The 21,586-nt window shown below is 49.7% G+C and carries 22 protein-coding genes; 21 read left to right on the top strand and 1 reads right to left on the bottom strand.

All coding sequences use genetic code 11. The features are described from left to right. Nucleotides 1–129: 129 nt before the first annotated feature. The 20 genes from mdeB to OSH01_RS01775 all read left to right on the top strand — a co-directional run bounded on the left by mdeB (nucleotide 130) and on the right by OSH01_RS01775 (nucleotide 19,408). Nucleotides 130–2,784: an alpha-ketoglutarate dehydrogenase gene (gene mdeB / locus OSH01_RS01870; RefSeq protein ID WP_266122348.1), complete on the top strand. Its 2,655-nt coding sequence runs from the start codon at nucleotides 130–132 to the stop codon at nucleotides 2,782–2,784. Between the two features lie 358 nt (nucleotides 2,785–3,142). Then, nucleotides 3,143–4,135 carry a Bug family tripartite tricarboxylate transporter substrate binding protein gene (locus tag OSH01_RS01865; protein ID WP_266122347.1) on the top strand — a complete coding sequence of 331 codons (993 nt, stop codon included), beginning with the start codon at nucleotides 3,143–3,145 and terminating at the stop codon, nucleotides 4,133–4,135. Further along, complete coding sequence (locus OSH01_RS01860; RefSeq protein ID WP_266122346.1) at nucleotides 4,119–4,910, top strand: RraA family protein; 792 nt, start codon at nucleotides 4,119–4,121, stop codon at nucleotides 4,908–4,910. The genes OSH01_RS01865 and OSH01_RS01860 overlap by 17 nt, the downstream gene beginning before the upstream one ends. Before the next feature lie 3 nt (nucleotides 4,911–4,913). Next, entirely contained in the window at nucleotides 4,914–5,849 is a 936-nt protein-coding gene (locus OSH01_RS01855) for an NAD(P)-dependent oxidoreductase (protein ID WP_266122345.1), read from the top strand. Next, complete coding sequence (locus tag OSH01_RS01850; RefSeq protein ID WP_266122344.1) at nucleotides 5,842–6,528, top strand: RraA family protein; 687 nt, start codon at nucleotides 5,842–5,844, stop codon at nucleotides 6,526–6,528. Before OSH01_RS01855 ends, OSH01_RS01850 begins: the two co-directional genes overlap by 8 nt. A gap of 169 nt (nucleotides 6,529–6,697) precedes the next feature. Next, the gene (locus tag OSH01_RS01845) at nucleotides 6,698–7,888 is read left to right on the top strand and encodes a mandelate racemase/muconate lactonizing enzyme family protein (RefSeq protein WP_266122343.1); all 1,191 of its coding nucleotides are present in this window, start codon (nucleotides 6,698–6,700) and stop codon (nucleotides 7,886–7,888) included. Between the two features lie 46 nt (nucleotides 7,889–7,934). Beyond that, nucleotides 7,935–8,606, top strand: coding sequence for a 4-carboxy-4-hydroxy-2-oxoadipate aldolase/oxaloacetate decarboxylase (locus OSH01_RS01840; RefSeq protein ID WP_266122342.1), 672 nt, complete (start codon nucleotides 7,935–7,937; stop codon nucleotides 8,604–8,606). Between the two features lie 26 nt (nucleotides 8,607–8,632). Next, nucleotides 8,633–9,040 carry a carboxymuconolactone decarboxylase family protein gene (locus tag OSH01_RS01835; RefSeq protein WP_266122341.1) on the top strand — a complete coding sequence of 136 codons (408 nt, stop codon included), beginning with the start codon at nucleotides 8,633–8,635 and terminating at the stop codon, nucleotides 9,038–9,040. 26 nt (nucleotides 9,041–9,066) lie between these two features. Beyond that, entirely contained in the window at nucleotides 9,067–10,044 is a 978-nt protein-coding gene (locus OSH01_RS01830; RefSeq protein WP_266122340.1) for a Bug family tripartite tricarboxylate transporter substrate binding protein, read from the top strand. Between the two features lie 72 nt (nucleotides 10,045–10,116). Then, nucleotides 10,117–11,100 (top strand): zinc-dependent alcohol dehydrogenase family protein, encoded by a 984-nt coding sequence (locus tag OSH01_RS01825; RefSeq protein WP_266122339.1) that lies wholly within the window; start codon nucleotides 10,117–10,119, stop codon nucleotides 11,098–11,100. Nucleotides 11,101–11,142: 42 nt separating this feature from the next. Next, nucleotides 11,143–12,036 carry a LysR family transcriptional regulator gene (locus OSH01_RS01820; RefSeq protein WP_266122338.1) on the top strand — a complete coding sequence of 298 codons (894 nt, stop codon included), beginning with the start codon at nucleotides 11,143–11,145 and terminating at the stop codon, nucleotides 12,034–12,036. Beyond that, nucleotides 12,029–12,499 (top strand): Lrp/AsnC family transcriptional regulator, encoded by a 471-nt coding sequence (locus tag OSH01_RS01815; protein WP_266122337.1) that lies wholly within the window; start codon nucleotides 12,029–12,031, stop codon nucleotides 12,497–12,499. Before OSH01_RS01820 ends, OSH01_RS01815 begins: the two co-directional genes overlap by 8 nt. Before the next feature lie 114 nt (nucleotides 12,500–12,613). Then, entirely contained in the window at nucleotides 12,614–12,889 is a 276-nt protein-coding gene (locus OSH01_RS01810; RefSeq protein ID WP_266122336.1) for a hypothetical protein, read from the top strand. A 29-nt stretch (nucleotides 12,890–12,918) separates the two neighbouring features. After that, nucleotides 12,919–13,626, top strand: coding sequence for a helix-turn-helix domain-containing protein (locus tag OSH01_RS01805; protein ID WP_266122335.1), 708 nt, complete (start codon nucleotides 12,919–12,921; stop codon nucleotides 13,624–13,626). A gap of 183 nt (nucleotides 13,627–13,809) precedes the next feature. Further along, on the top strand, nucleotides 13,810–14,298 hold the full coding sequence (locus OSH01_RS01800) for a transporter (RefSeq protein ID WP_266122334.1): 489 nt from the start codon (nucleotides 13,810–13,812) through the stop codon (nucleotides 14,296–14,298). Continuing rightward, on the top strand, nucleotides 14,271–15,266 hold the full coding sequence (locus OSH01_RS01795) for a glycoside hydrolase family 3 C-terminal domain-containing protein (protein ID WP_266122333.1): 996 nt from the start codon (nucleotides 14,271–14,273) through the stop codon (nucleotides 15,264–15,266). Before OSH01_RS01800 ends, OSH01_RS01795 begins: the two co-directional genes overlap by 28 nt. 276 nt (nucleotides 15,267–15,542) lie before the next feature. Continuing rightward, entirely contained in the window at nucleotides 15,543–16,316 is a 774-nt protein-coding gene (locus tag OSH01_RS01790) for an IclR family transcriptional regulator (protein WP_266122332.1), read from the top strand. Nucleotides 16,317–16,320: 4 nt separating this feature from the next. Continuing rightward, a complete protein-coding gene (locus OSH01_RS01785) occupies nucleotides 16,321–17,484 on the top strand; it encodes a CaiB/BaiF CoA transferase family protein (protein WP_266122331.1) in 1,164 nt (387 codons plus the stop codon). A 1-nt stretch (nucleotide 17,485) separates the two neighbouring features. Next, nucleotides 17,486–18,232 (top strand): enoyl-CoA hydratase/isomerase family protein, encoded by a 747-nt coding sequence (locus tag OSH01_RS01780; protein ID WP_266122330.1) that lies wholly within the window; start codon nucleotides 17,486–17,488, stop codon nucleotides 18,230–18,232. Between the two features lie 168 nt (nucleotides 18,233–18,400). Further along, nucleotides 18,401–19,408, top strand: coding sequence for a Bug family tripartite tricarboxylate transporter substrate binding protein (locus OSH01_RS01775; protein ID WP_266122329.1), 1,008 nt, complete (start codon nucleotides 18,401–18,403; stop codon nucleotides 19,406–19,408). A gap of 147 nt (nucleotides 19,409–19,555) precedes the next feature. On the opposite strand, the gene OSH01_RS01770 is transcribed toward OSH01_RS01775, so the two are convergent. Further along, nucleotides 19,556–20,536 carry a hypothetical protein gene (locus tag OSH01_RS01770; RefSeq protein WP_266122328.1) on the bottom strand — a complete coding sequence of 327 codons (981 nt, stop codon included), beginning with the start codon at nucleotides 20,534–20,536 and terminating at the stop codon, nucleotides 19,556–19,558. A gap of 317 nt (nucleotides 20,537–20,853) precedes the next feature. On the opposite strand from OSH01_RS01770, the gene OSH01_RS01765 reads away from it, so the two are divergent. Continuing rightward, nucleotides 20,854–21,402: a hypothetical protein gene (locus OSH01_RS01765; protein WP_266122327.1), complete on the top strand. Its 549-nt coding sequence runs from the start codon at nucleotides 20,854–20,856 to the stop codon at nucleotides 21,400–21,402. The last annotated feature ends 184 nt before the right edge of the window (nucleotides 21,403–21,586 follow it).

Here is a 21,586-nt window from a genome sequence, read left to right as displayed (position 1 = left end):
TATCGTTGTATTTTTCGGCATAACATGCTGAAACGACCTTAGTAAGACCTGCACTTTGACAGCACATGCTTGAGCTTTTTCTGCAAAATGGAGATCACCTTATTCCATTTCTTGTGCTCAGGTTTTCTTATGAATGCGCCACTTTCTTCTGCCCTCTACACGCTTACCCGTCAACACTCAAGCGATGATGCTGATCCGCTTGAAACTGCCGAGTGGCGGGACGCTTTTTGGTCTGTGCTGGGCACCCAGGGCCCGAAGCGCGTCAGCTTTATTCTCGGTGAGTTAGAGCGCTTGGCGTCGGAGTCTGGGGTGGCGTGGAATGCGCCTTTGGGTACGCCGTATGTCAATACGATTGCTGCTGACCAGCAAGCCCCTTTTCCTGGCGAGCTTTCACTGGACGAGAAATTAGGGGCAATCATGCGTTGGAATGCCTTGGCCATGGTTGTGCGGGCGAATGCGGCTTATGGCGAGCTGGGTGGCCATATTGCTAGTTACGCCAGCGCGGCAGATCTGTTTGAAGTAGGGTTTAACCATTTTTTTCACGCACGCGATGAAGCCGGATCAGGGCACCTTGGCGACTTAGTGTTTTTCCAACCGCATAGTGCGCCGGGTGTTTATGCGCGTGCTTTTCTTGAGGGGCGCCTGACACAAGCAGATCTGGAGCATTATCGACAAGAGCTGGGCGGACCAGAGGAAGGTGCACGCGGCTTGTCCAGTTATCCGCATCCGTATTTGATGCCTGATTTTTGGCAGTTTCCAACCGGTTCGATGGGCATAGGCCCGATTAGTTCTATCTACCAGGCACGATTCATGCATTACCTAACCGATCGAGGTTTAGTGAATTGCGAGGGTCGAAAAGTTTGGGGGGTGTTTGGCGATGGGGAAATGGATGAGCCCGAGTCCATGAGCGCCCTGACGCTAGCAGCCCGGGAAAAACTCGACAATCTGGTGTGGGTGGTGAACTGTAATCTGCAGCGTCTGGATGGGCCTGTCAGAGGGAATGGCCGCGTGATTGATGAGCTGGAGAAATTGTTTCTCGGCGCGGGGTGGAATGTTATCAAAACCCTTTGGGGTAGCGACTGGGACGGACTCTTTGCTCGAGATAGCACTGGTGCGCTGACCAAAGCCTTATCAGCGACGGTGGATGGTCAAATGCAAACGTTTGCTGCGAAAGATGGGCGCTACAATCGCGAGCACTTTTTCGGCCAAAACGAGGAGCTTAAGCGTTTAGTCGAAGGCCTGAGTGATGAGCAAATCGATCAGCTACGGCGTGGTGGTCATGATGTCGTCAAAATATACGCCGCCTACGCTGCAGCGGCAAAGCACAAGGGGCAACCCACGGTTATTTTTGCCCATACTAAAAAAGGTTTCGGTATGGGAACCGCAGGGCAGGGGCGCATGACCACGCACTCACAGAAAAAACTGGATGCGGACGATTTAATCGAGTTCAGAGACCGCTTCAAACTGCCTCTGACTGATGAGCAAGTTACGGCATTGGAATTCTATAAGCCGCCAGCAGATAGTCCTGAAATGCAATATCTGCATCAGCAAAGGCGTGGCCTAGGCGGTTATTTACCGGCTCGCTATACCCATTGTGAGCCAGTGAGTGTGCCTGAATTTGAAAAGAGCGCCCGGTTCTATGCCGGTAGTGAGGGACGCGAGCTTTCAACCACGATGGCGTTTGTGCGTATGTTAGGCAGTCTGCTCAAGGACAAAGAGTTGGGGCCGCGTATCGTGCCCATCGTGGCCGATGAAGCGCGTACCTTTGGCATGGCGAATCTTTTTAAGCAGGTGGGTATTTATTCCAGTGTTGGCCAATGCTATGAGCCGGAAGATATCGATTCCATTTTGCATTACCATGAGGCGAAAGACGGACAAATCCTTGAGGAAGGGATTAGCGAGGCTGGCGCGATTTCAAGCTGGGTGGCAGCAGCCACTAGCTACAGCGCCCATGGCGTGGCCATGTTGCCGTTCTATATTTATTACTCGATGTTTGGGTTTCAGCGTATCGGTGATCTGATCTGGGCGGCAGCGGATCAACGTCCTCGCGGGTTCTTAATCGGTGCTACTTCAGGTCGTACCACCTTGGCCGGTGAAGGCTTGCAGCATCAGGACGGTACGAGTCATTTAGCGGCTGCCACGATACCCAATTGTCTCGCTTACGACCCTGCTTTTGCTTGTGAACTCGAGGTTATTATTGACCAAGGTATGCGCGAGATGATGGTCGAACAAAAAGATGTCTTTTACTACATCACGACCATGAATGAAAACTACGCGCAACCAGCACTTGTTCCGGGCTCAAGAGAAAACATATTGCGTGGGGCCTATGTCTACGCGAATTTTCCTGTTGAATCGTATACCGAGGACGCCGCTCGGGTCACATTATTGGGCTCGGGGGCGATTTTGACTGAGGTGATTAAAGCAGCAGAGCGCTTACAGGAGATGGGCATAGCTAGTGATGTAATCAGCGTCACCAGTTGGAGTGAACTGGCACGTGATGGCGAGCGTCATCAATGCGCGCGGCTGCAAGGGCAGGCTTTATCGTCCGATCCGTTTATAGCTGATGTGTTGAGTACCACTCAGGGGCCCATGATAGCGGCAACCGATTATGTACGCTTAGTCCCCGAGTCGATCAGGGCCTATTTACCTTCTTCACGCAGCTACTTGACCCTAGGGACGGATGGGTTTGGCCGCAGTGATACGCGTGCACGATTACGTCGATTTTTTGAAGTGGATGCACAGGCGGTGGTGAATGCGGCTTTGGTGAGCTTAGGTCGACTCTGATTTCCTCTGGTGAGCAACTAGACCGATTACTGGTATCTCACTCCATGCTTTTGAGCATGGGCATACTTGATTCTTTTTTCTTGGATAGAGCAGGAAAGGCGCTTTGGCGCCTTTTTTTTTGGGCACATTTGCACTTGTTTGAAGACTCAAGGTTGTGGGCTATGTGATGAGAAAAAGCGATACGAATCAAGGCCTTTAATTCGCTTTCTCTTTCCTAAACGCTATGCGAAAGTATTTCTGAGGGCTTCTGTCATGCATGTCAAAGCACTATCCATAAGTCTTGGTTACAAGAGACCAAGAGTAGAAATATAACCATGACAAAAGAAGCTCCGATTGCCAAAACCTAGGAGACAAGACAATGAAATGGTTAAAAACCACACTGATATCGGCGGCCATCACCTTCCCCTTCACCGCTTCTATTGCAAAACAAGAAACCTGGCCAACGACGACCGTTAAGCTCGTGGTTCCCTATCCGGCAGGCAGTAGTAATGACTTGCTGGCGCGCCTGTTGGCACCCCGTTTAGAGAAAAAATATGGGCAGACCTTTATCGTTGAGAATAAGCCCGGTGCCAGCGGCGCGATAGGAATCTCTGAGGTAGCGCGCGCTAAACCAGACGGTTACACGATTTTAGTTGTTTCCAATAGTATGGTTACGAATCTGGCGATTCCTGACCAGGTAAAGTACGACGTCTTTAGAGATTTTGAGCCGATTAGCCAAGCGGCAGTGATGCCGGTGGTGATGGTAACGAATCAGGAACTACCCGTTAAAAACGTGAGCGAGTTGGTGACACTGGCGAAATCCGAGCCAGGTAAGCTGAGTTTTGGATCTTCGGGAGCGGGTGGGCCACACCACCTGACCGCTGAGTTGTTTCAGTCAGTCACGGGAACAGAGTTTTTACATGTGCCTTATAAAGGCCAAAGTCCCATATTGATGGACTTACTGGCAAACCGTATTAATGCAGCATTTGTGACGCTTGGCCCCGCTCTTCCTTATATACAGTCGGGTCAATTAACCAGCATGGGGGTAATTGGTAAAGAGCGCAGCTCAATAGCTGCCGATATCCCAACCCTTGCCGAACAAGGGGTAGAAGGTTTGGATTTGAGTTGGTGGCTAGGGGTTTTTGTACCCAAGGGAACACCGGCGTCAATTGTGGCATCTTTATCTGAATCTATGGCGCAATTTAACGACGAATCCGACTTGCAGCAGCAACTCAATAGTAACGCATTGAATTACGTTGGCGACTCTCCGGCAGAGTTTTCCGATGAGCTGGGTCGGGAAATCGCGATGTGGAAGAAGTTGGCAAAAGAAATTGGTTTGACACAAGGAGGCGATCATGTCAGTGGAAAATAAGCAAGATATTCGAGCGCAATTAAAGGCCTACGGAGACAAGCTATTAGGTCTTATTCCCGCAGAAAAGATTAAGACGCTGAGCCAAGAGCGTGTGGCGATGGAGATTGTGGAACGGTTTAAGGCCTTACCCGATCTGACCTCGACGGTAGCTGATATTCTGGATACCTTAGGCATCGACACCATCATTCCGGCCACTGAGCTCAAGCCTATTTCAACGGGCAGGGTAGTAGGCTCGGCACTGACTTTGCGTTATATACCCACTCAGGAAGGTATCGGGGCAAGCATCGCCAAAGGGCATAAGGCTCCCTTACTTGGTGGCAAGGACATTATCACGCTCAGTCAAGCGGGCGATGTGCTGGTGATTGAAAGCAGGTGTCAGTATGCCGCCTCGGCATTCGGTGGGATTATGGCAACCGCGGTGCAAGAGGCAGGCATCGCCGGTGTGGTGGTCGAGGGAAATATACGTGACGTGGCCAATATGCGTGACATTGGCTTGCAAGCATGGTCTCGGGGTATTACGCCACGCACGGGTAAGCATCGCATCGAATTAGCTGAAATGAATGGCTCAGTAGAATTGGCGGGTGTACATGTGGCCGCGGGCGATTTGATATTGGCTGATTCTGATGGCGTGGTGGTTGTGCCAGTGCGTTATGCTCTTGATGTGTTGCAGCGTGCTGAGCGTGCTGTACAGACCGAAGGCGAGTTAATTTCAGCTTTGCAAAAAGGGGCGAGCTCGCAGGAGGTGGCCAACATACTTTCTCCAGATAGGTGGTAAATCATGGTTGATACACGTTCCGTGCCTTGCATTGGGTTTATCGGTATGGGGCAGCTAGGTTATGCCTTGGCTACAGGGCTATCCGGCCAGAGCTTAGCACGCGTGCTGGTTTTTGATCCTTACTGCCATGCACAGCGCCAACAGCAAGCGGTGGCTGCCGGAGTCGAACTGGCAGGGCAGGCACAAGCACTTCAGGAGGCCGATTTCATCTTGTCGGCAGTCACAGCCAAAAGCGCACTGCAAGCGGCTCACACGGGGGCCGAAGTCCTGTCCAAAGGGGCGTTGTTTATTGACCTGAACTCGTTGGGAGAGCAGCAGAAAAAAGAGAATGCTCAGCTCTTCCAAGTACACGAGGGTAGCTTTATCGACGCGGCGGTATTGGGCCCGGCCGCCGATGGCATTCGCGTCCCCATTATTCTTTCCGGCCCTAGGGCACAGCAGGCTAGCGTGGCCTTAAATCAGATCGGTTTGAACACGCGTGCGGTGGGCCAAGAGCCGGGTCAAGCCTCGTCCATCAAGATCGTGCGTAGCCTGTTGGCAAAAGGGCTTGAGGCCCTTTATGTCGAGGCTTTGGTGGTTGCTCAACGGCTGGGTATTGAGCACGAGGTGCTGGGTACCTTTGCAGAAATGCTAGACGGCCGGTCAGCGGAGGGTATGGCGGAATTATTGGTGACGACGCATGTCTTGCACGCAGAACGCCGGATGGATGAGATGGAGATGTCTATTGAGGCTATCGCGGCAACTGGGATGGAACCGAATATGGCCCAAGCTGCCTATCGTGTACTGGCTCGCACGGCTCACTCACCTTCTTTAGCTCAGCAGGAAAAACAACTACCCCAGACATGGTCGGCGGCCATTGAGTTGTTGGATCATCATTATCAGGCCGATGAGCTGTCCGACGAAGCCAAGCATATTCACAGCCGAGGTAACGATGAGTGACGATCTATTCGAGCTGGACGGTGCGTTGGGCGAGTTAGCGGGGATTTCCAGCTCCGAGGCCAGCGACGCCATGTATATTTTGGGCCTGCCTGACAGCGTGCTAGATCCATCTGTCCGTTTGCTTTGCGGTCAATATCTACTGGGAAGAGCGGTCACGATTGGCCGTGTCCCCTTACCGGAAAATGCCAGCGTGGCGGATCAGCACCCTGAGTTTTCCTTGGCCATACAAGAGGTGATCGACACCGCCCCAAGGGGGGCTGTGCTTGTGACCGCTGTGCAGGGAGTAGGAACTCACGCCAACTGGGGCGGGAATCAAGCCTTAAGAGCAAAGCAAGTGGGCATGCTGGGGGTCGTGACAGATGGGGCTGTGCGTGATATTGCGGCAATGCCTGAATTGGGAATGACCGTGTTTGCTCAGTCTTGCTCGCCACGTTCGGGGCAAAATCGGTTTGCCACCACAGTTAAAAATCAACCCGTGGTGTGTGCTGGGGTTGTCATCCGGCCAGGTGATATTTTGTTAGGCGATGCCGACGGCGTAGTTGTGATTGCGCCCCAAAATGCCCTCGCCGTGGCGGAAAAGGCAAAGGATATCGCCTTATCCGAGAAAAAAATGCATGCCCATATTAACGCCGGAGGCACGCTTAAAGAAGCCGTCCAACGCTATAAAGTGAAACGCTAAATGTAGTTCACTCTGCAGCATATTTACAGCCCTTTTACAGGGCTTTTTTTTATTTCCGCTCATTCCAAAAAGTGATCCATATATACAAAAATAAGTCGCTTTTGCGCTAGGGTTAACTATGGAAGAATAAGTTTCATACCAACAAGATGAAGTATGGCAAGGAAGAAAAATGAAAATTGAGCGTATTGAAACTTTTCTGTTTCATCCAGCGAGCGGAAAGAATTTATTGTTTTGTCGCATCGAAACAGACGACGGTTTATATGGGTGGGGCGAGGCATATGTTGGCGTCAAAAAAGAAAAAGTAGTGGCCGAATACATTACTGGCATGGCGCCTTTTTTAGTCGGACGCTCCCCTTTTACCATTCGCCATATGGGGCAAATCATGTTTGACGATTTCGCTATTCGTCGAACCTCTGTAGACCACCTGTGCGCATGGAGCGCGATTGAATTAGCGCTTTGGGACATTGTGGGTAAAGCCAGCGGCCAGCCGGTCTGTAATCTGCTTGGTGGTCAAGTGCGTGACAAGGTTAGAGTGTATGCCAACGGGTGGTGGTATGGAGCCAATACGATCGACAGTATTGTCGCCAACGCCGTGAAAACCTGCGAGCTGGGGTACACCGCGATCAAGTGGGACCCTTTCCCAGGCCCATGGCGTACTTTCATTAGTCAGGCAGAAGAAAATTATGCGGTCGATTGCGTACGTGCCATGCGAGAAGCTGTCGGGCCTGATGTTGATTTATTGATTGATGCCCATCGTCGCGTGGCGCCGCATCATGCCATACGAGTTGCTAATCGTATCGAGCAGTACAACATTTTTTGCTACGAAGAGCCTTGCCTGTCGGACAACATAGACTTGGTTGCTGAGGTGCGTGGGAAAATCAATATTCCGGTGGTGACCGGTGAAACGCTGTACACCAAAGAGCAGTTCACTCAGGCACTCAATAAACGGGCAGCGGATATTCTTAATCCGGATATTTGTGCGGTCGGGGGCTTAATCCAGATGATGGATATCGCCGCTTTGGCGCACCCGCATGCGGTGGCTATTAGCCCGCACAATTACAACAGTACCTTGGTTGGGCTGGCAGCCACCGTTCACTACTCCTCCTTAATTACCAACTTCACCATCGCCGAATGCTTCATTAATTTAAGTGAAGCCTGCGACAGCTTTACTAAGCAGGGCATCCATATTGAAAATGGTTGGGCGGATGTGCCTACAGCGCCAGGCTGGGGTATTGATATTGATTTAGATGCGCTTAAAGCACAGCCCTATAAAGATTTCCCCCACCGTGAGATGCGCCAGTACTGGGAAGAGTTCCCGCGTAAAAACTACACCTGGGGTGTGGCTAACGTGTCTCAGTAGTACGCAGCGCGGTGTTGTTATTTATTTTTCATGAAAAGGAAAGCGAATGAGCCAATCATCCACCAGTACACCCTCTTTGGAAGAGCAAGTACAAAAATACGCATCCATTAGCGCTGCGACAGCCCACGAGGCCATGGGTCGCATGGGCGCTGTTGACTCTGCCATTAAGCCTTTGCGGCTGGGCATGAAGTTGTTGGGCATTGCATTTACGTGCCGTAGTCATCCGGGCGATAACTTCACTTTGCATGCTGCTCTCAAAATGGCACGTCCTGGCGAGATTATCGTATGTGACTCGGGCGGCTTTACTGAGCAGGGCGCCTTTGGCGACGTGATGGCCAGTTGCGCGATCGGCATGGGTATTAAAGGCTTATTGATCGATGGCTCAGTACGAGATTCTGAAGAAATGCATCGCATTGGTTTCCCCGTGTTTTCCCGCGGGGTCAGCATTAAAGGCACCGTTAAAGAAACCTTCGGTACGTTAAAAGAGCCTGTTTGCATAGGTGGGGCAATTGTCCACACCGGCGATTTGATTATCGGTGATGATGATGGTGTCGTCGTTGTGCCTGCGGCTCAAATACCGACCCTATATCAAGTGTGTGAAGCCAGGGAGGAAACTGAAAAACGTTTTAGAAAAGAACTGATGGAAGGTAAAACAACGTGGGACATGCTGGGCTTACAGGCTTTAGCAGAGAAAAAAAACATCAAGATCACGTTCTGATTTTTTAGACAAACAGGAGAGAGACAATGCATATACCACAAGCAATAAAATATGAAGCGGCTAACGAGACTGTTAAAAAAGTGTATGACGATATTAAAGCCACTCGTCAAACCGATTACATCAATAATATTTGGCTATATTTGGCCAACGATCCAGCCCTCTTAAAGCGCACATGGGAAAGCGTGAAGGAGGTCATGGCCCCAGGTGGAGCCCTAGATCCACTGACCAAGGAGTTAGTGTATTTGGCCGTCAGTATTAGCAATAATTGCGAGTACTGCATTGCCAGTCATTCCAGCGCGGCGGCGAGTAAAGGAATGACACCAGAGATTTTTGGCGAGCTCATGAGTATCGTGGGCATGGCGAACGAGACGAATCGCTTAGTGGCGGGCTATCGCGTCCCCACAGACGAAATTTTTGCGCCTCAAAACAAATAAATCCTCTCTGCTTGGCAAGGACGGTTATGAAAAAACTCTCAAGCTTATCGCTTGTGCTCAGTGCGGCTGCCTTTTCCTTGTGTGGCCCCGTTTTAGCGCAGTCATCGTATCCTGAAAGAGCAGTACGTCTTATTGTTCCCTTTTCAGCAGGAGGAGGGCAGGATATTTTTATGCGCCACGCGGCGCCCATCATCTCAGAGCATTTGGGTCAGACGGTTTTTATCGAGAATAAGCCGGGGGCGGCAGGCGTGATAGGAGCCAATTACGTCAAGGCTTCCCGGCCCGATGGCTACACCCTGTTAGTGGGGACGGCAGCCACACATGGCATGCTACAGGCAATGACTAAAGATTTGTCTTTTGATGCTGAAAAAGACTTTGAACCCATTGGCCTGATCGCCAATGTACCTTTGGTGCTAGCGGTCAACAATAACGTGCCTGCCAACAATGTTACTGAGCTAGTTAATATCTTGCGTGACAAACCCCAAGATCATCCTTACGCCTCGTCAGGCACAGGGGCGCCTTTGCATCTGGCGGGAGAGTTGTTCAAGAAAGAGACTAAGGTGGAGTCAGTTCACGTTCCCTACAAGGGGTCAGGGCCGGCCATGCAAGACTTAGTGGCAGGACGCATTAGTTATATGTTTGACACCTTCGCGGCGACCAACCCGCATGTTGAGGCTGGAACTTTGAAACGCTTGGGTATTGCGAGCGAAAACCGCTTTGCAGGGGATCCCGAGTTGCCGACGCTAAAAGAGCAGGGTTATGACGTAGTCGCTAACTCTTGGACGGGGATATTTGCACCTGCAGGTACTCCTAAAGAGGTGCAACTGAAAATTTTAGACGCCTTGCAAAAAACGATGAATGATGAAGCTCTGGGTAAAAAGCTGCTGGTCATCGGCTTTGAGCCAAACACCCAGATCGACTCTGAGCGTTTTAGACAGTTTGTTTCGAATGAGCTGAAAAAGTGGCAAGAGGTTGTCACAGTGGCTAAGATCGAAAGAAATTAGGGCCTTGTGAGCGAGATGGCCTAGCGGTAGCGTTGGGCCATTCTCGTTAACTAACTCTTTTTGAAGAAAATCATGAAAGCACTTATATTGAAAGAAACAGGGACAGTCGACAACTTTGAGTATGTCGAGATAGAAAAACCAGCCATTAAGCCTGGTTATGTGTTGGTCGAGGTACATGCCAGCTCTATCAACCAGATTGATATTAAAATTCGGCAGGGTTTGCCCATAGGACCCGCATTGCCGTCCCCTCTGGGGTGTGACATGGCAGGCGTGGTGACCGAGGTTGGAGAGGGGGTCACTGGGTTTAAGGTGGGTGATGAAGTCTATGGTTGTGTGGCGGGAGTCAAAGGCAATTCGGGCGCACTCGCAGAGTTCATTCTCGCAGACGCGGATTTACTGGCGCACAAACCTAGCAATTTGAGCATGAAGCAGGCGGCTGCCATGCCATTGGTAGCTATTGCTGCGTGGGAAGCACTAGAGCGAGCGCAGGTTAAGGCGCAGGACCATGTATTAATTCAGGGAGCCCTAGGCGGCGTTGGACATATTGCGGTACAACTGGCTGTGCAATTAGGCGCAACGGTATCAGCAACAGTGTTAGGCGAGCACGACGACACATTCCTGAAAAATGCTGGAGTGGCCAACGTTATTGACGTTTCTCAGGCTAGTGTGCAAGAGTACGTGGAGCAGTATACGAACGGGAAAGGCTTCGACGTGGTGTTTGATACGGTGGGTGGCGCTAACCTAGACCGTGCATTTGAAGGTATAGGCTTAAATGGACGAGTGGCCGCGATTGCCGCGCGTAGCACCCATGACCTGTCTCCTTTGCATGCCAAAAGTGCCAGTCTGCATGTGGTTTTCATGCTTTTGCCTATGCTCAATGGTGCCGGTCGTGCGGCGCACGGTGTAATTTTAAAGCAGTTAACAGAATTAGTAGAGGCGGGTAAAGTACGTCCTCTGGTGGACGATCAACACTTTACGCTGGCTCAGGGTGGACAGGCGCAAAGTTACTTAGAATCAGGTAAGGCTCACGGAAAGGTGGTCGTATCTATTAAATAAAGTCGGAGACAAAGACATGCCACACCAACAATCAGGTTTTTTATGGTGACGTTAAAGCAGATAGAAGCCGTTTATTGGGTGCATGTCTTGTCGGGCTTTAGGCAGGCTGCAGATAAATTGAATACCACGCAGTCGGCGATCTCTAAGCGCATTATCGACTTAGAGAGTGTTCTGAATCTTGAGGTGTTTGAGGCTAAAAACCGTACCCAATTAACCATAGCGGGGCGGGAGCTTATTAAAGATTTTGAAGAAATGCTCGCGTTAAGGCAAAAAATCACAGATAAGTATCAAGATCCTCGTTCTTACTCAGGGTATTTCCGTCTTGGGGTCACAGAAATGGTGGCCTTGACGTGGCTACCCGAACTAATAGCCGCTATTAAGGCACGTTACCCCAAGATTATTCTTGAGTCTAATGTTGCTTTGGCTAAAACTTTGTCACGCAAAATAAATGCTGATTTACTCGACATGGTTATTGGCCCCTGCGTTGAAGACACGGGTAGCACCTTGGTGTCTACTTACGTTAGCAGCATTAATCATGATTGGATGATTAGCAAAAACTGTGCAGTGGGCGACCCCCCCTTTGATTTGAAAACAGTGTTTAGCTTTCCGTTGCTGATGCACTCTGAAGAATCTACTTTGTATAATGAGCTGCAAAAAATGCTCACTGATCACCGCATACAACCCAAAGAGAAAATATATTGTGGCAGCATGACGGCTTTAACTGAGTTGGCTAATAATGGTTTGGGGCTGGCGTATTTGCCTTCTGACCCCTTTATTTCTTTTCATCAGAAATTTAATAATTTGATGCGCGTTGATATTCCTTTAAAGCTTCCCGCCTTAAAGTACTATGCCGTCCATCGCCACGATAGTCTTTGCACCGATATCGTGAATATGGCCCGCCCTATTTTCTCCGGTAAAGGTCGGTCTAATGCTTGACGCGATCGATTTACGCATCTTGGCTGAGTTACAAGCAGACTGTAGCCTGAGTAACGTGGAACTGGCTAAACGGGTACATCTTACCCCTTCGCCCTGCTTGGCCCGAGTCAAAGCACTGGAGCGCCAGGGTATCATTACCGCGTATGTTGCTTTGGTTGACTCACGAGCCATAGGTCTAGACTTAAATGTATTTATTTCGATTAGCCTAACGTCGCAGTCGAAATCGGCCTTAGCCGATTTTGAGCAGCGCATCGCTCAACAAGAAGAAGTTATGGAGTGCTATCTGATGACAGGCGACTCCGATTACTTAATCCGTGTGGCGGTACCTAATATTCAGGCTCTAGAGCGTTTTATTCAAGACCAACTGACTTCTATTCCAGGTATCGAAAAAATTCGCTCTAGTTTTGCCTTAAAGCAAGTGTCATATAAAACGGCGTTGCCATTAGCGCGTGGGCAAGCGTAAAGAATGGTGAGCACGCTAGAAATATGCGGTTTTTACGATAAAATGGCCACGAGTCGGTTATAAAACTTCTGGGGCGAATATATTTCGCCCGCGCTAAGAGCGCCCTGGCACGTGATGAGTGATGATGAGTTCCGGCAAGAATTTTATGGTCTCGTTCCTGCTAGCGAGCATTCTCATGTTTTTCTTAATGTCAGCACGCAAGGCGTGCCTGGTGCTGAGCAATACGATTACTGGACAAGCTCGGTTATTTACAATTTCGATGTCGATCGGCCCAATAAAGTACAAAGAAAAGGTTTTGATGCAAGTATTCAAACGCTTGCCAGCAAAACAGGCGAGCTTCACGACGTACGAGCAGATCCTTTTACAGGCGAGCGTAGCCAAAAAAAATAAACGCCGATGGTGCCGCCGAGCTCAGCATTATGTACTTGTTAGAAGGAGAAATATCGGGTCACTATGAAGGTGAGCCTGATTTTCTTATTAAACCGAATGAGTTTTTTCTGTTTGACGCGACAAAACCTAGCCGCTTGCGGTTTGATAAAAACCGCATGATATTATTGGATTTGCCGCGTTCGCAGATGCAGTCCTTATTTACAGGTTCTACGCCATCGCCTGTCCTTATTGGCAAGGCTTTGTCTCACTTTAAGTTAGCTCCCATGCTAAGAATGCAGTTAGAGCAGTTTTCCAAGCTGGCGGGGGATTTGAACGATAAAGAAAAGCTCACTTTGCTTGATGCGACAGAAGCCTTCGCCATGACCATCATTGAGGGGGCCTGTGCGGATATACAGAAAAATTACCAAGGCAGCCATCAAGGCTTGGTCACGGCAGCACGTCATTATATTCAGTTAAATCTGGGTGATCCCAACCTCAATGCCCAGCGGATAGCCAGCGCACTGGGCTGTTCTCGAGCGACGCTTTATCGTGCTTTTTTTCAGTTCGATTTGTCCATTGCCGAATTTATTCGGGAGTTACGCCTGCGCCAATTGCAGCGTTTATTGCTAGATCCAGAACAACACTTAACGATTGCTCAGTTAGCTTATCGCTGCGGCTTTTTTGATTCTTTTAATATTCACCGACTTTATAAAAAGCGGTTTGGCATAACACCATCTGAGCAACGAAAGCGAGGATAAGGCCGCTCTTATAGGTAGTAGTTTCTCATCACTGAGACGTAATGAGGATACATATGAGACGAAATGATGACTTGTGTTTAAGCAAATAAAGTATCATTTTGGATGGTTTTGGCACCTCTTACGGGCTAACGCCAGTGAAAACGTATTGCCAGCGGTATCCGCTGCGTTTCTTTAGGTACGACGATGGCCCTGTGTATTAAACGTTTTTTGGTGATTGCGCTTAGCTGCGTTTCCTTATTGCATTTGGTGCCAGTGCAAGCCGCAGAAGGTGGCTCGGGCTTTTATCTTTTAGGAACGCGCAGCCAAATGGCGGGCATGAGTCTGCCTGTGGGCATGTACGTACAAAATGATTTGTACTTCTATTCTGGCAAATCACGTACCGATCTAGACGTACCCTTGGCTGGTGGCGCTTATCTTGGGGTTGATGCGGTCGCTTATGTTGATCTTCACACCTTAATTTGGGTGCCTGGAACTCATATAGGGGGTGCTCGCCTGACTTTGAACACGACCTTTCCTATAGGATATAAAAAAGTATCGGCCTTCGCCGCTTTACCCGCTATGGGGGTAGGGGCGGAAATAAGTGACAGCACGATTCGCATGGGAGACCCCACAGTGGGCGCTAGCCTGGGGTGGAGCCACCAAAAATGGAATTGGAGCGTCGCGAGAAGCTGACCAAACTAGAACCCTTCGCAGACATTGCCGAACTCGAAATAAGCGATGAAGAAATTTTACAAGCGGCTAAAAATAGCGATATTGGATTATTGGCTATTGGACGCAACTCGGCCGAAGAACATGATTTGAAGCTTGAGAAGGACTATCATTTACGAGATGCAGAGCTAAGCTTGCTGCATCGTTTGTCGGATGCATTTCATCAAGAAGGTAAAAAGCTGATTGTTGTTTTGAATATACCGTCGGCCATTGATACCCATTGGGCTGATAAAACCGATGCAATATTAGTTAGTTGGTATGGCGGACAAGAGGGCGGAAATGCGGTAGCCGATGTTTTGAGCGGGGTCGTCAACCCTTCTGCCAAGCTAACACAAACTTTTCCTAAACAATACGCTGATGTGCCGTCAGCCGATAGCTTCTTTGGTCAACCTAAAGACAATCCCACTGACATCAGTTATACCGAGGGGATTTATGTAGGCTATCGTTATTTTGATCGTTTCAATATAGAGCCTGCCTATCCCTTTGGTTTTGGGTTGTCCTATACAGATTTTGATTACTCCGACTTGACGCTTGGCTCACCTCAGTTTCAGGATACTATGCAGGTGACTGTCAAGGTGACCAATACCGGTAAAGTGGCTGGTATGGAGTCGGTACAGCTTTATCTGCAGTCCCCTTCAGGCAGCATTGATAAGCCAGTGAAAGAACTCAAAGCGTTTGCTAAAACAGAGCTGTTGCAGCCTGGCCAGAGCGAAGTGTTGACGATGTCCTTGGATGCTAAGGCGTTAGCTTCTTTTCACACGGCATCTAGTCAGTGGGTTGCAGATAAAGGGGAATACGCTGTGCTTATTGGCCGTTCGAGTCGTGATTTTCCTCTGAAAGATCATTTCACCCTTCCTGATACATTGGTTGTGGAACAAGTACAAGCGGCGTTCACTGAAAACTTGCCTTTTACGGACTTAGTACCTCAATAAAAACTCTGCGTTGGTAGCGTCTTGCTAAAGCTCGGCGGCCTTCTGGCTGCCGAGCTTTTTTGCGTCTATCGGGTGGGTGATGCCCTAAGGTGATAAGGCCAAAGAAGTAAGGTCATTATTTGCTGATTACTGTAAAAACATACGGATTCCTATCCTGTTTCCTATAATATAGGAAATGAATCCCATATCTTGATCTGTTTAAAAAACGTCGATATAATTAATTTGAACAGGCATTTCTAGCCTGCCCTATATGTCTGCTGCATTTTTATTGTCGCTATGGATAAGACTCTTTTAAAAGGCTTACGTGTACTCGAGACGATCAATGAACTGGATGGCCAGGCATTGACGATCGAGCAACTTGCCCTACAAGTAGGGCTGACTCGTAGCAATACGCACCGAACTTTGCAGTCTTTGTCGCACGCTGGTTATGTCTATCGAGATCCCGTTTCGGGGGGGTATCGCTGCACACTAAAACTATTTGAAATGGGTGCGCGGCTTCTTTTTTCTTTAGATGTACGCAGCTTAGCGGCTCCTTTCATGCGCGAGCTTGCCGATCAAACAGGGGAAAGCGTGCATCTATCCGTGCTGGAAGGCATGGACGTGGTGTATATCGACAAAATTGATAGCCCGCAGCCTATCCGTGCTTATTCCGTCATCGGTGGCCGAGCACCCGCTTACGCCGTGGCGACGGGGAAAGTACTGTTGTCTTTTCAGCCTGCCGATTACCTCGTGCAATACCAAAGCGTGTTGCAGCAGCACACGGCTTCTACGCATATTGACCTAGCCTTTCTACGCAACGAGTTTCGTCAAGTGCAATTGCGTGGATATGCTGAAAACCATGGTGAGTGGCGTGAAGGGGTGGGAGGGCTGGCTGCCCCGTTATTGAACGGACTTAACAAAGTGGTAGCGGCTTTAGGAATTTCCGGGCCTTTAGATCGCTTAAGCCCTGAAGCCATGACAAGGATGGCCCCTTTGGTGTTGCGCAGCGCCCAGGCGTTGTCCAGTCAACTGGGGTATCGGGGCGAATATTTTGATTTACCTAAGGAATGAGACAATGAGCAAACAAGCCAGAGCATTGAGCGGTATTAAAGTCATTGAGATCTGTAATGTGGCCGCGGGACCATTTTGCGGCATGCTGTTAGCAGATATGGGTGCCGATGTAGTGAAAATTGAGCAGCCCGAAACGGGCGATACGCTGCGTAGTTGGGCACCCATCACTGATGGTTTTAGTGAGAACTTCGCCTCCCTGAATCGCAATAAGCGTTCAGTGACCTTAAATCTTAAAAATGAGCAAGATAAGCAACTGGCCTTGAATTTGATTTCCGAGGCCGATATTTTGCTCGAAAATAATAGACCCGGTGTCATGGATAGGCTAGGGCTAGGTTATCAAGCGCTTAAAGCGCGGAATGCGCGCTTGGTGTATTGCTCTATTTCTGCTTACGGCCAGTCTGGTCCGCGTAGCCAAGAAGGCGGCTTTGATCTCACTTTGCAGGCCATGAGCGGCTTAATGAGTGTGACAGGTGAGGTTGGCGGTGCTCCAGTGAAGTGTGGCGTACCGGTATGTGATTTCACCGCGGGGTTATATGCCGCTTTTGCGATTGTTTCCGCCCTGCGTAGCGCTGAACGTGACGGGGAAGGCGCCCACGTGGATATTTCCATGCTCGGCGCAACATTAGGTATCGCTGCTTTACAAACCTCTCAATATTTTGGCACGGGGAAAGACCCAGAAAAGCTCGGTTCAGCACACCCCCGGAACGCGCCGTATCAGGTATTCCGCTGCAAAGAGGGATATTTTGGCATGGCGGCGGGAAATAACTCCTTGTGGAAATCCGTATGCGAGGTAGTGGAACGTCCTGAGCTGTTCGATGATCCACGCTTCACATCACCTACTTTGCGCGCCGAAAACCAAGATGCTTTGCGCGAAATTTTGGAAACGATCTTCGCTGATCAGCCCGCTCAGGTATGGCTAGAGGCATTCCGTGCTGCCAAGGTGCCTAGCGCCCCCATAAACACCTACTCTGAAGTGCTCGTTGATCCTCAAGTTGAGCATATGAATTGGGTGCAGGACTTAAGCTTGCCTAATGGTGCGTTGACTCGCACCTTTGCATCACCCATTCGTTTTGACGGGCATACGGATACGATTCACCGCCGGCCTCCCGCTTTAGGTGAGCACAACGACGAAATTCTTGGGCAATGGCGTAGCGACATAGAGGCTTGATATGAGTAGTGATAAAACACTTACGTCAGATGCCGAGTTGATCATTGAGCGACAAGAGCAGGCTTGGACATTTATTTTGAACCGTCCGGATAAAAGGAACGCGTTGTCTGCTGAACTTGTCGAAAGCTTGATTGAAGGTTTAGATCAGGCGCATGCCGAGCAAGTGCCTGTGCTTGTATTTCGGGGGCACGGTAAGAATTTCAGTGCTGGTTTTGATTTTAGCGCTTACCAAGAACAGTCCGAGGGTGATTTGGTTTTGCGCTTTGTTCGGCTTGAAACTCTCTTGCAGAAAGTAGCAGCTTCCCCTGCTTTTACTATTGGCTTAGCGCACGGCCGCAACTTTGGTGCGGGCGTTGATCTATTTGCGGCTTGTAAGTATCGGATATGTGAGCCCACAAGTAGCTTCCGTATGCCAGGACTCAGGTTCGGGCTGGTTCTGGGGTCACGTCGCTTTGCTCAAATTGTGGGACGAGAAAAAGCCGCCTATATTTTGGCAAGTACGGCTACGTTCGAGGCCGATCAAGCCGCCTCGATGGATTTTGTTCACGACCTTGTCGAGTCAGGCAACTGGAGTCAGAGTATCGCTTCGCTAACGGCCTCTATGGGCTGTTTAGCACACACCACCCGCAGCACTTTGTTTCGTGTGCTGGATAATCAACATCACGATGCTGATTTGGCGGACTTGGTGCGATCAGCTTCTGCGCCCGGGCTTAAAGCCCGCTTGCAGGCTTACCTGAAAGGGGATTAGTTAGCTAACGATCGTTCTTTCATTCAAAAATAAGACCGCCTCCTGTTTAAGTAGAAATGTTGTGCCGTTCAAGCAGGCAGGGGTCAGTGCGCTCCAAATTATCGATAACGTTTGATCCTGCGTTATCGAGAAAAACAAAGGGATTACTCTACAACTAGGAGACAGACAATGAGCAGCACCTTGAAAAAAGTAGTAAAAAAGACCTTCCAGACGCGCCTACATACAAGTTTATTGGCGGCGGTATGTTTGGTTGTGCCCTATGCAGTCAACGCGCAAACACCGTACCCGACGAAGCAAGTCAATATGATTGTGTCGTATCCGGCTGGGGGGAGTGTGGATGTGGCGGCTCGTATTCTTCAGGAGCCCATGAGTAAACTGCTGGGGAAAACTGTAATCGTTGAAAACCGAGGGGGAGCGGGGGGCACTATTGCTACCAGTATGGTGGCACGTAGCGCACCAGATGGACACACCCTACTGATGACCTTATCGTCCCATACGATTAATCCGGCCATTTATAGTGGCTTGCCATTTGATACAGAAAAAGATTTTAAGCCGGTGTCTTTGGTGGCGTCGGCGCCGCAGGTCCTAGTTGCTCACCCTTCCTTCGGTCCTTCTAGTATTGCTGAACTCATTGAGTATGCGAAGCATTCGCCTGATGCAGTTCCTTACGGAACAGCGGGTACAGGCTCACCTAGCCACATCGCTGGGGAGTTATTTCAGCAAATGGCTGGGGATATAAATCTCTTGCACGTCCCGTATCGAGGCGGTGGCCCGGCCACCATTGATGTGGTCGGCGGCCAAATCCCTTTGCTCTGGGTGTCGCTTCCGTCAGTGACAGGTTTTATTAAAAATGGCCAACTTAAGGCCTTAGCTGTCTCAACGGCGCAGCGTACGCCGGTAATGCCGGACATTCCTGCTGTTGCTGAGGACCTAGAGGGGTTTGATGTGGACTCTTGGTATGCTCTTTTTGCTCCCGCCAATACGCCTGAAGCGGCCGTACAAAAAATTTCAGAGGTGGTCAAAACGCTGAGCGGGCGCAAAGAAATTCAAGAGGCTTTTAACGCGCAAGGCGCTGTTATCGTAGGAAGCACACCCGCCGAGCTCGACGAAATCGTCAAACGTGAAATTCCTATGTGGAAAGAGCTCGCGACCAAGGCCGATATCCGCATTAATTAAAACTTATCTCTAGGGATTTGGTACAGCTTTTTATGAACACAAGGCAGAGCGGCCACACGACGTGGGCCGCTCTGCCTTTTTGTCATCGGATGTTTGTTTTTCTTTCATGCCATTGTGGCATGTCATGTTGAACAGTTTTGGTGGTGCTTACTGTTTAGCGTGAGCATTGGCCTCGGGGGCAGGGTGTGTCCAACTAGCAGCCTTATCTTTTAGTTGCCCAAATTGACGTGAGACACCGTCGAGGCGTGATTCCCATACAGGGTCAGGCTCTTGGCCTTCGATAGCGCGGAAGTAAGCTTGTAACAAACAGGCAATGGCAAAAGGCTCAATGATGGCTGCCTTGATAGCCCAGGCCAGCACCAGCGCAATAATCACGCCCCCAGCGGACCAAGCGCCAGGCATGATATAGACTAGGGCTGCAGCGGGCGCGAGTAGAAAAAGAAACAGGACAAGCGTAAGACCATACGTAAACAGTGTTAGCCATGCCGCATTTTTTAGTAAACCTTTCGCATTTTGTCCGTACAGCACCAGTGCGGAGCGAGCAGAGCCCCATGGATTGTCACTTTCTGTGCGGATAGCGTAAGCCAAAATAATCTCATCCACCAAACCCACCGCTACGCGCAGAAAAGCGCGCACTAGGTTCATTAGTGCAGGAATGCCTGGAATGGGAAGTAGTGTGCCAAGTCCTTGTATCAGTCCGGTGATGGAGGTCACGGCTCCTTTGATGAGTTGATCAAGCACAAACAACACGTTGGCTTGAGCGAAGCGTGCCTTGACCACTGAGTTGGCTTGTTCTATTTGCGACTTTCCAGCGGCAAAGGGTTTACCATCTAGTAAAGAGACCATGACCGCGATATGCCCTGCTTTGACCATATAAAGCAGGTATTCCCTCAGTAAATAAACGACGCCGGCTGTTAGGCCTAGGCCGATGGCCCCGCCCCAAAATGCGGCACTGGCTTGAAAGCCCTCGCTGCCTAAACCGCCGACGCCCCAGCCTATGCCCGAACCTATGCCAGTAATCAAGATGTAGGCTAAGGTAATGCCGAAATAGACTGCGCACCGTAGTACGATAAAAGGCATGGTCTGAGCCATTAAAGCCAAAGAGCGTTTAATACTGAAATCCCACATGTTTTTCTCCGAACCTCTTTGCTTAAGGGGCCACTGCCCTTTGAATGTTTATCGAGCATGCTATAGGAAACGAGGGAGAAAGAAACCGTGTCAATGAACGGGGGAGTATGCTTTGAGTATCACGTTAGCGGGCTGGCAGTGCTAAACAGTTAGGTGGCGTGCCTTTGAAGCGCCGTACAGAGCCTTTTTATCAGGCCAGCAATAGTTTTTCCCCTCTAAATGAACGGCGCTAAAGCAAGGGCGAGGGCGTAACATAGACCGTCTTTGATGGGCTGGTATGTTTCGTATTACCTGATTGTTTTTAGGAGTTCGCGTGTATGTTTAGTATCAAACGTTTTGCGCTTGCGCTGACTATCTTGGTTTCTTCTCTTGGCCTGAGTTCCTTGCTTCACGCCCAGCCGCTGACCTCCGATCAGGTTGAGCGTTTCATCAGCAGCATGCCCGACTCCTTAGAGCTTGGTCGTAAGTACGATGATAAAAAGCCCCGTGATATTGACCCCTCTAAACCGATGACATCGGGCTTGGCATTAATGGACAAGAATAGTCCAGAGTATGCCGACGTCAGCCAGCTTGCTTTGCGTCATGGGTTTGCTAATGCCGAACAGTGGGCCCAGGTGGGTGATCGTACCGTTAGCGCGTATATTGTTGCTAAAAGTGGTTTAAGCTCGCAACAAGTTGAGCAGGCGTACCAAGAGGCGGTTAATAATATTCAGAAAAACCCAGCGTACACTGAAGAGAAAAAACAGGCCATTTTGGCGGGTATGAGCAAAGGTCACCAAAGAAACATGTCACTTAGACAGAACTCAGATCAAGATGTGCCAGCCTTGACACCGCATATGCCTACGCTTGATAAGTTATTTGAATAATAAGAAGACCCCTGAACGTTGGGCTTTTGGCGGCCCGAGGGGGTAAATTTTTATGGCGGGATACGATGAATAATTCTAATTGCAGATGTCCTGCACGCTATAAACAGGGTACACAGGGCTCAAATAGGTAGTGCAACGGTATCTGGTTGAGCGTATCCGCAGCCCACATGTCGGCGTCCTAAGA

It is taken from the genome of Alcaligenes endophyticus, assembly GCF_026344035.1.
In the GTDB taxonomy this organism is placed as follows: domain Bacteria; phylum Pseudomonadota; class Gammaproteobacteria; order Burkholderiales; family Burkholderiaceae_B; genus Alcaligenes; species Alcaligenes endophyticus.
Note: the sequence above shows the minus strand (reverse complement) of the source record. Positions and strands in the feature narration are given on the sequence as shown.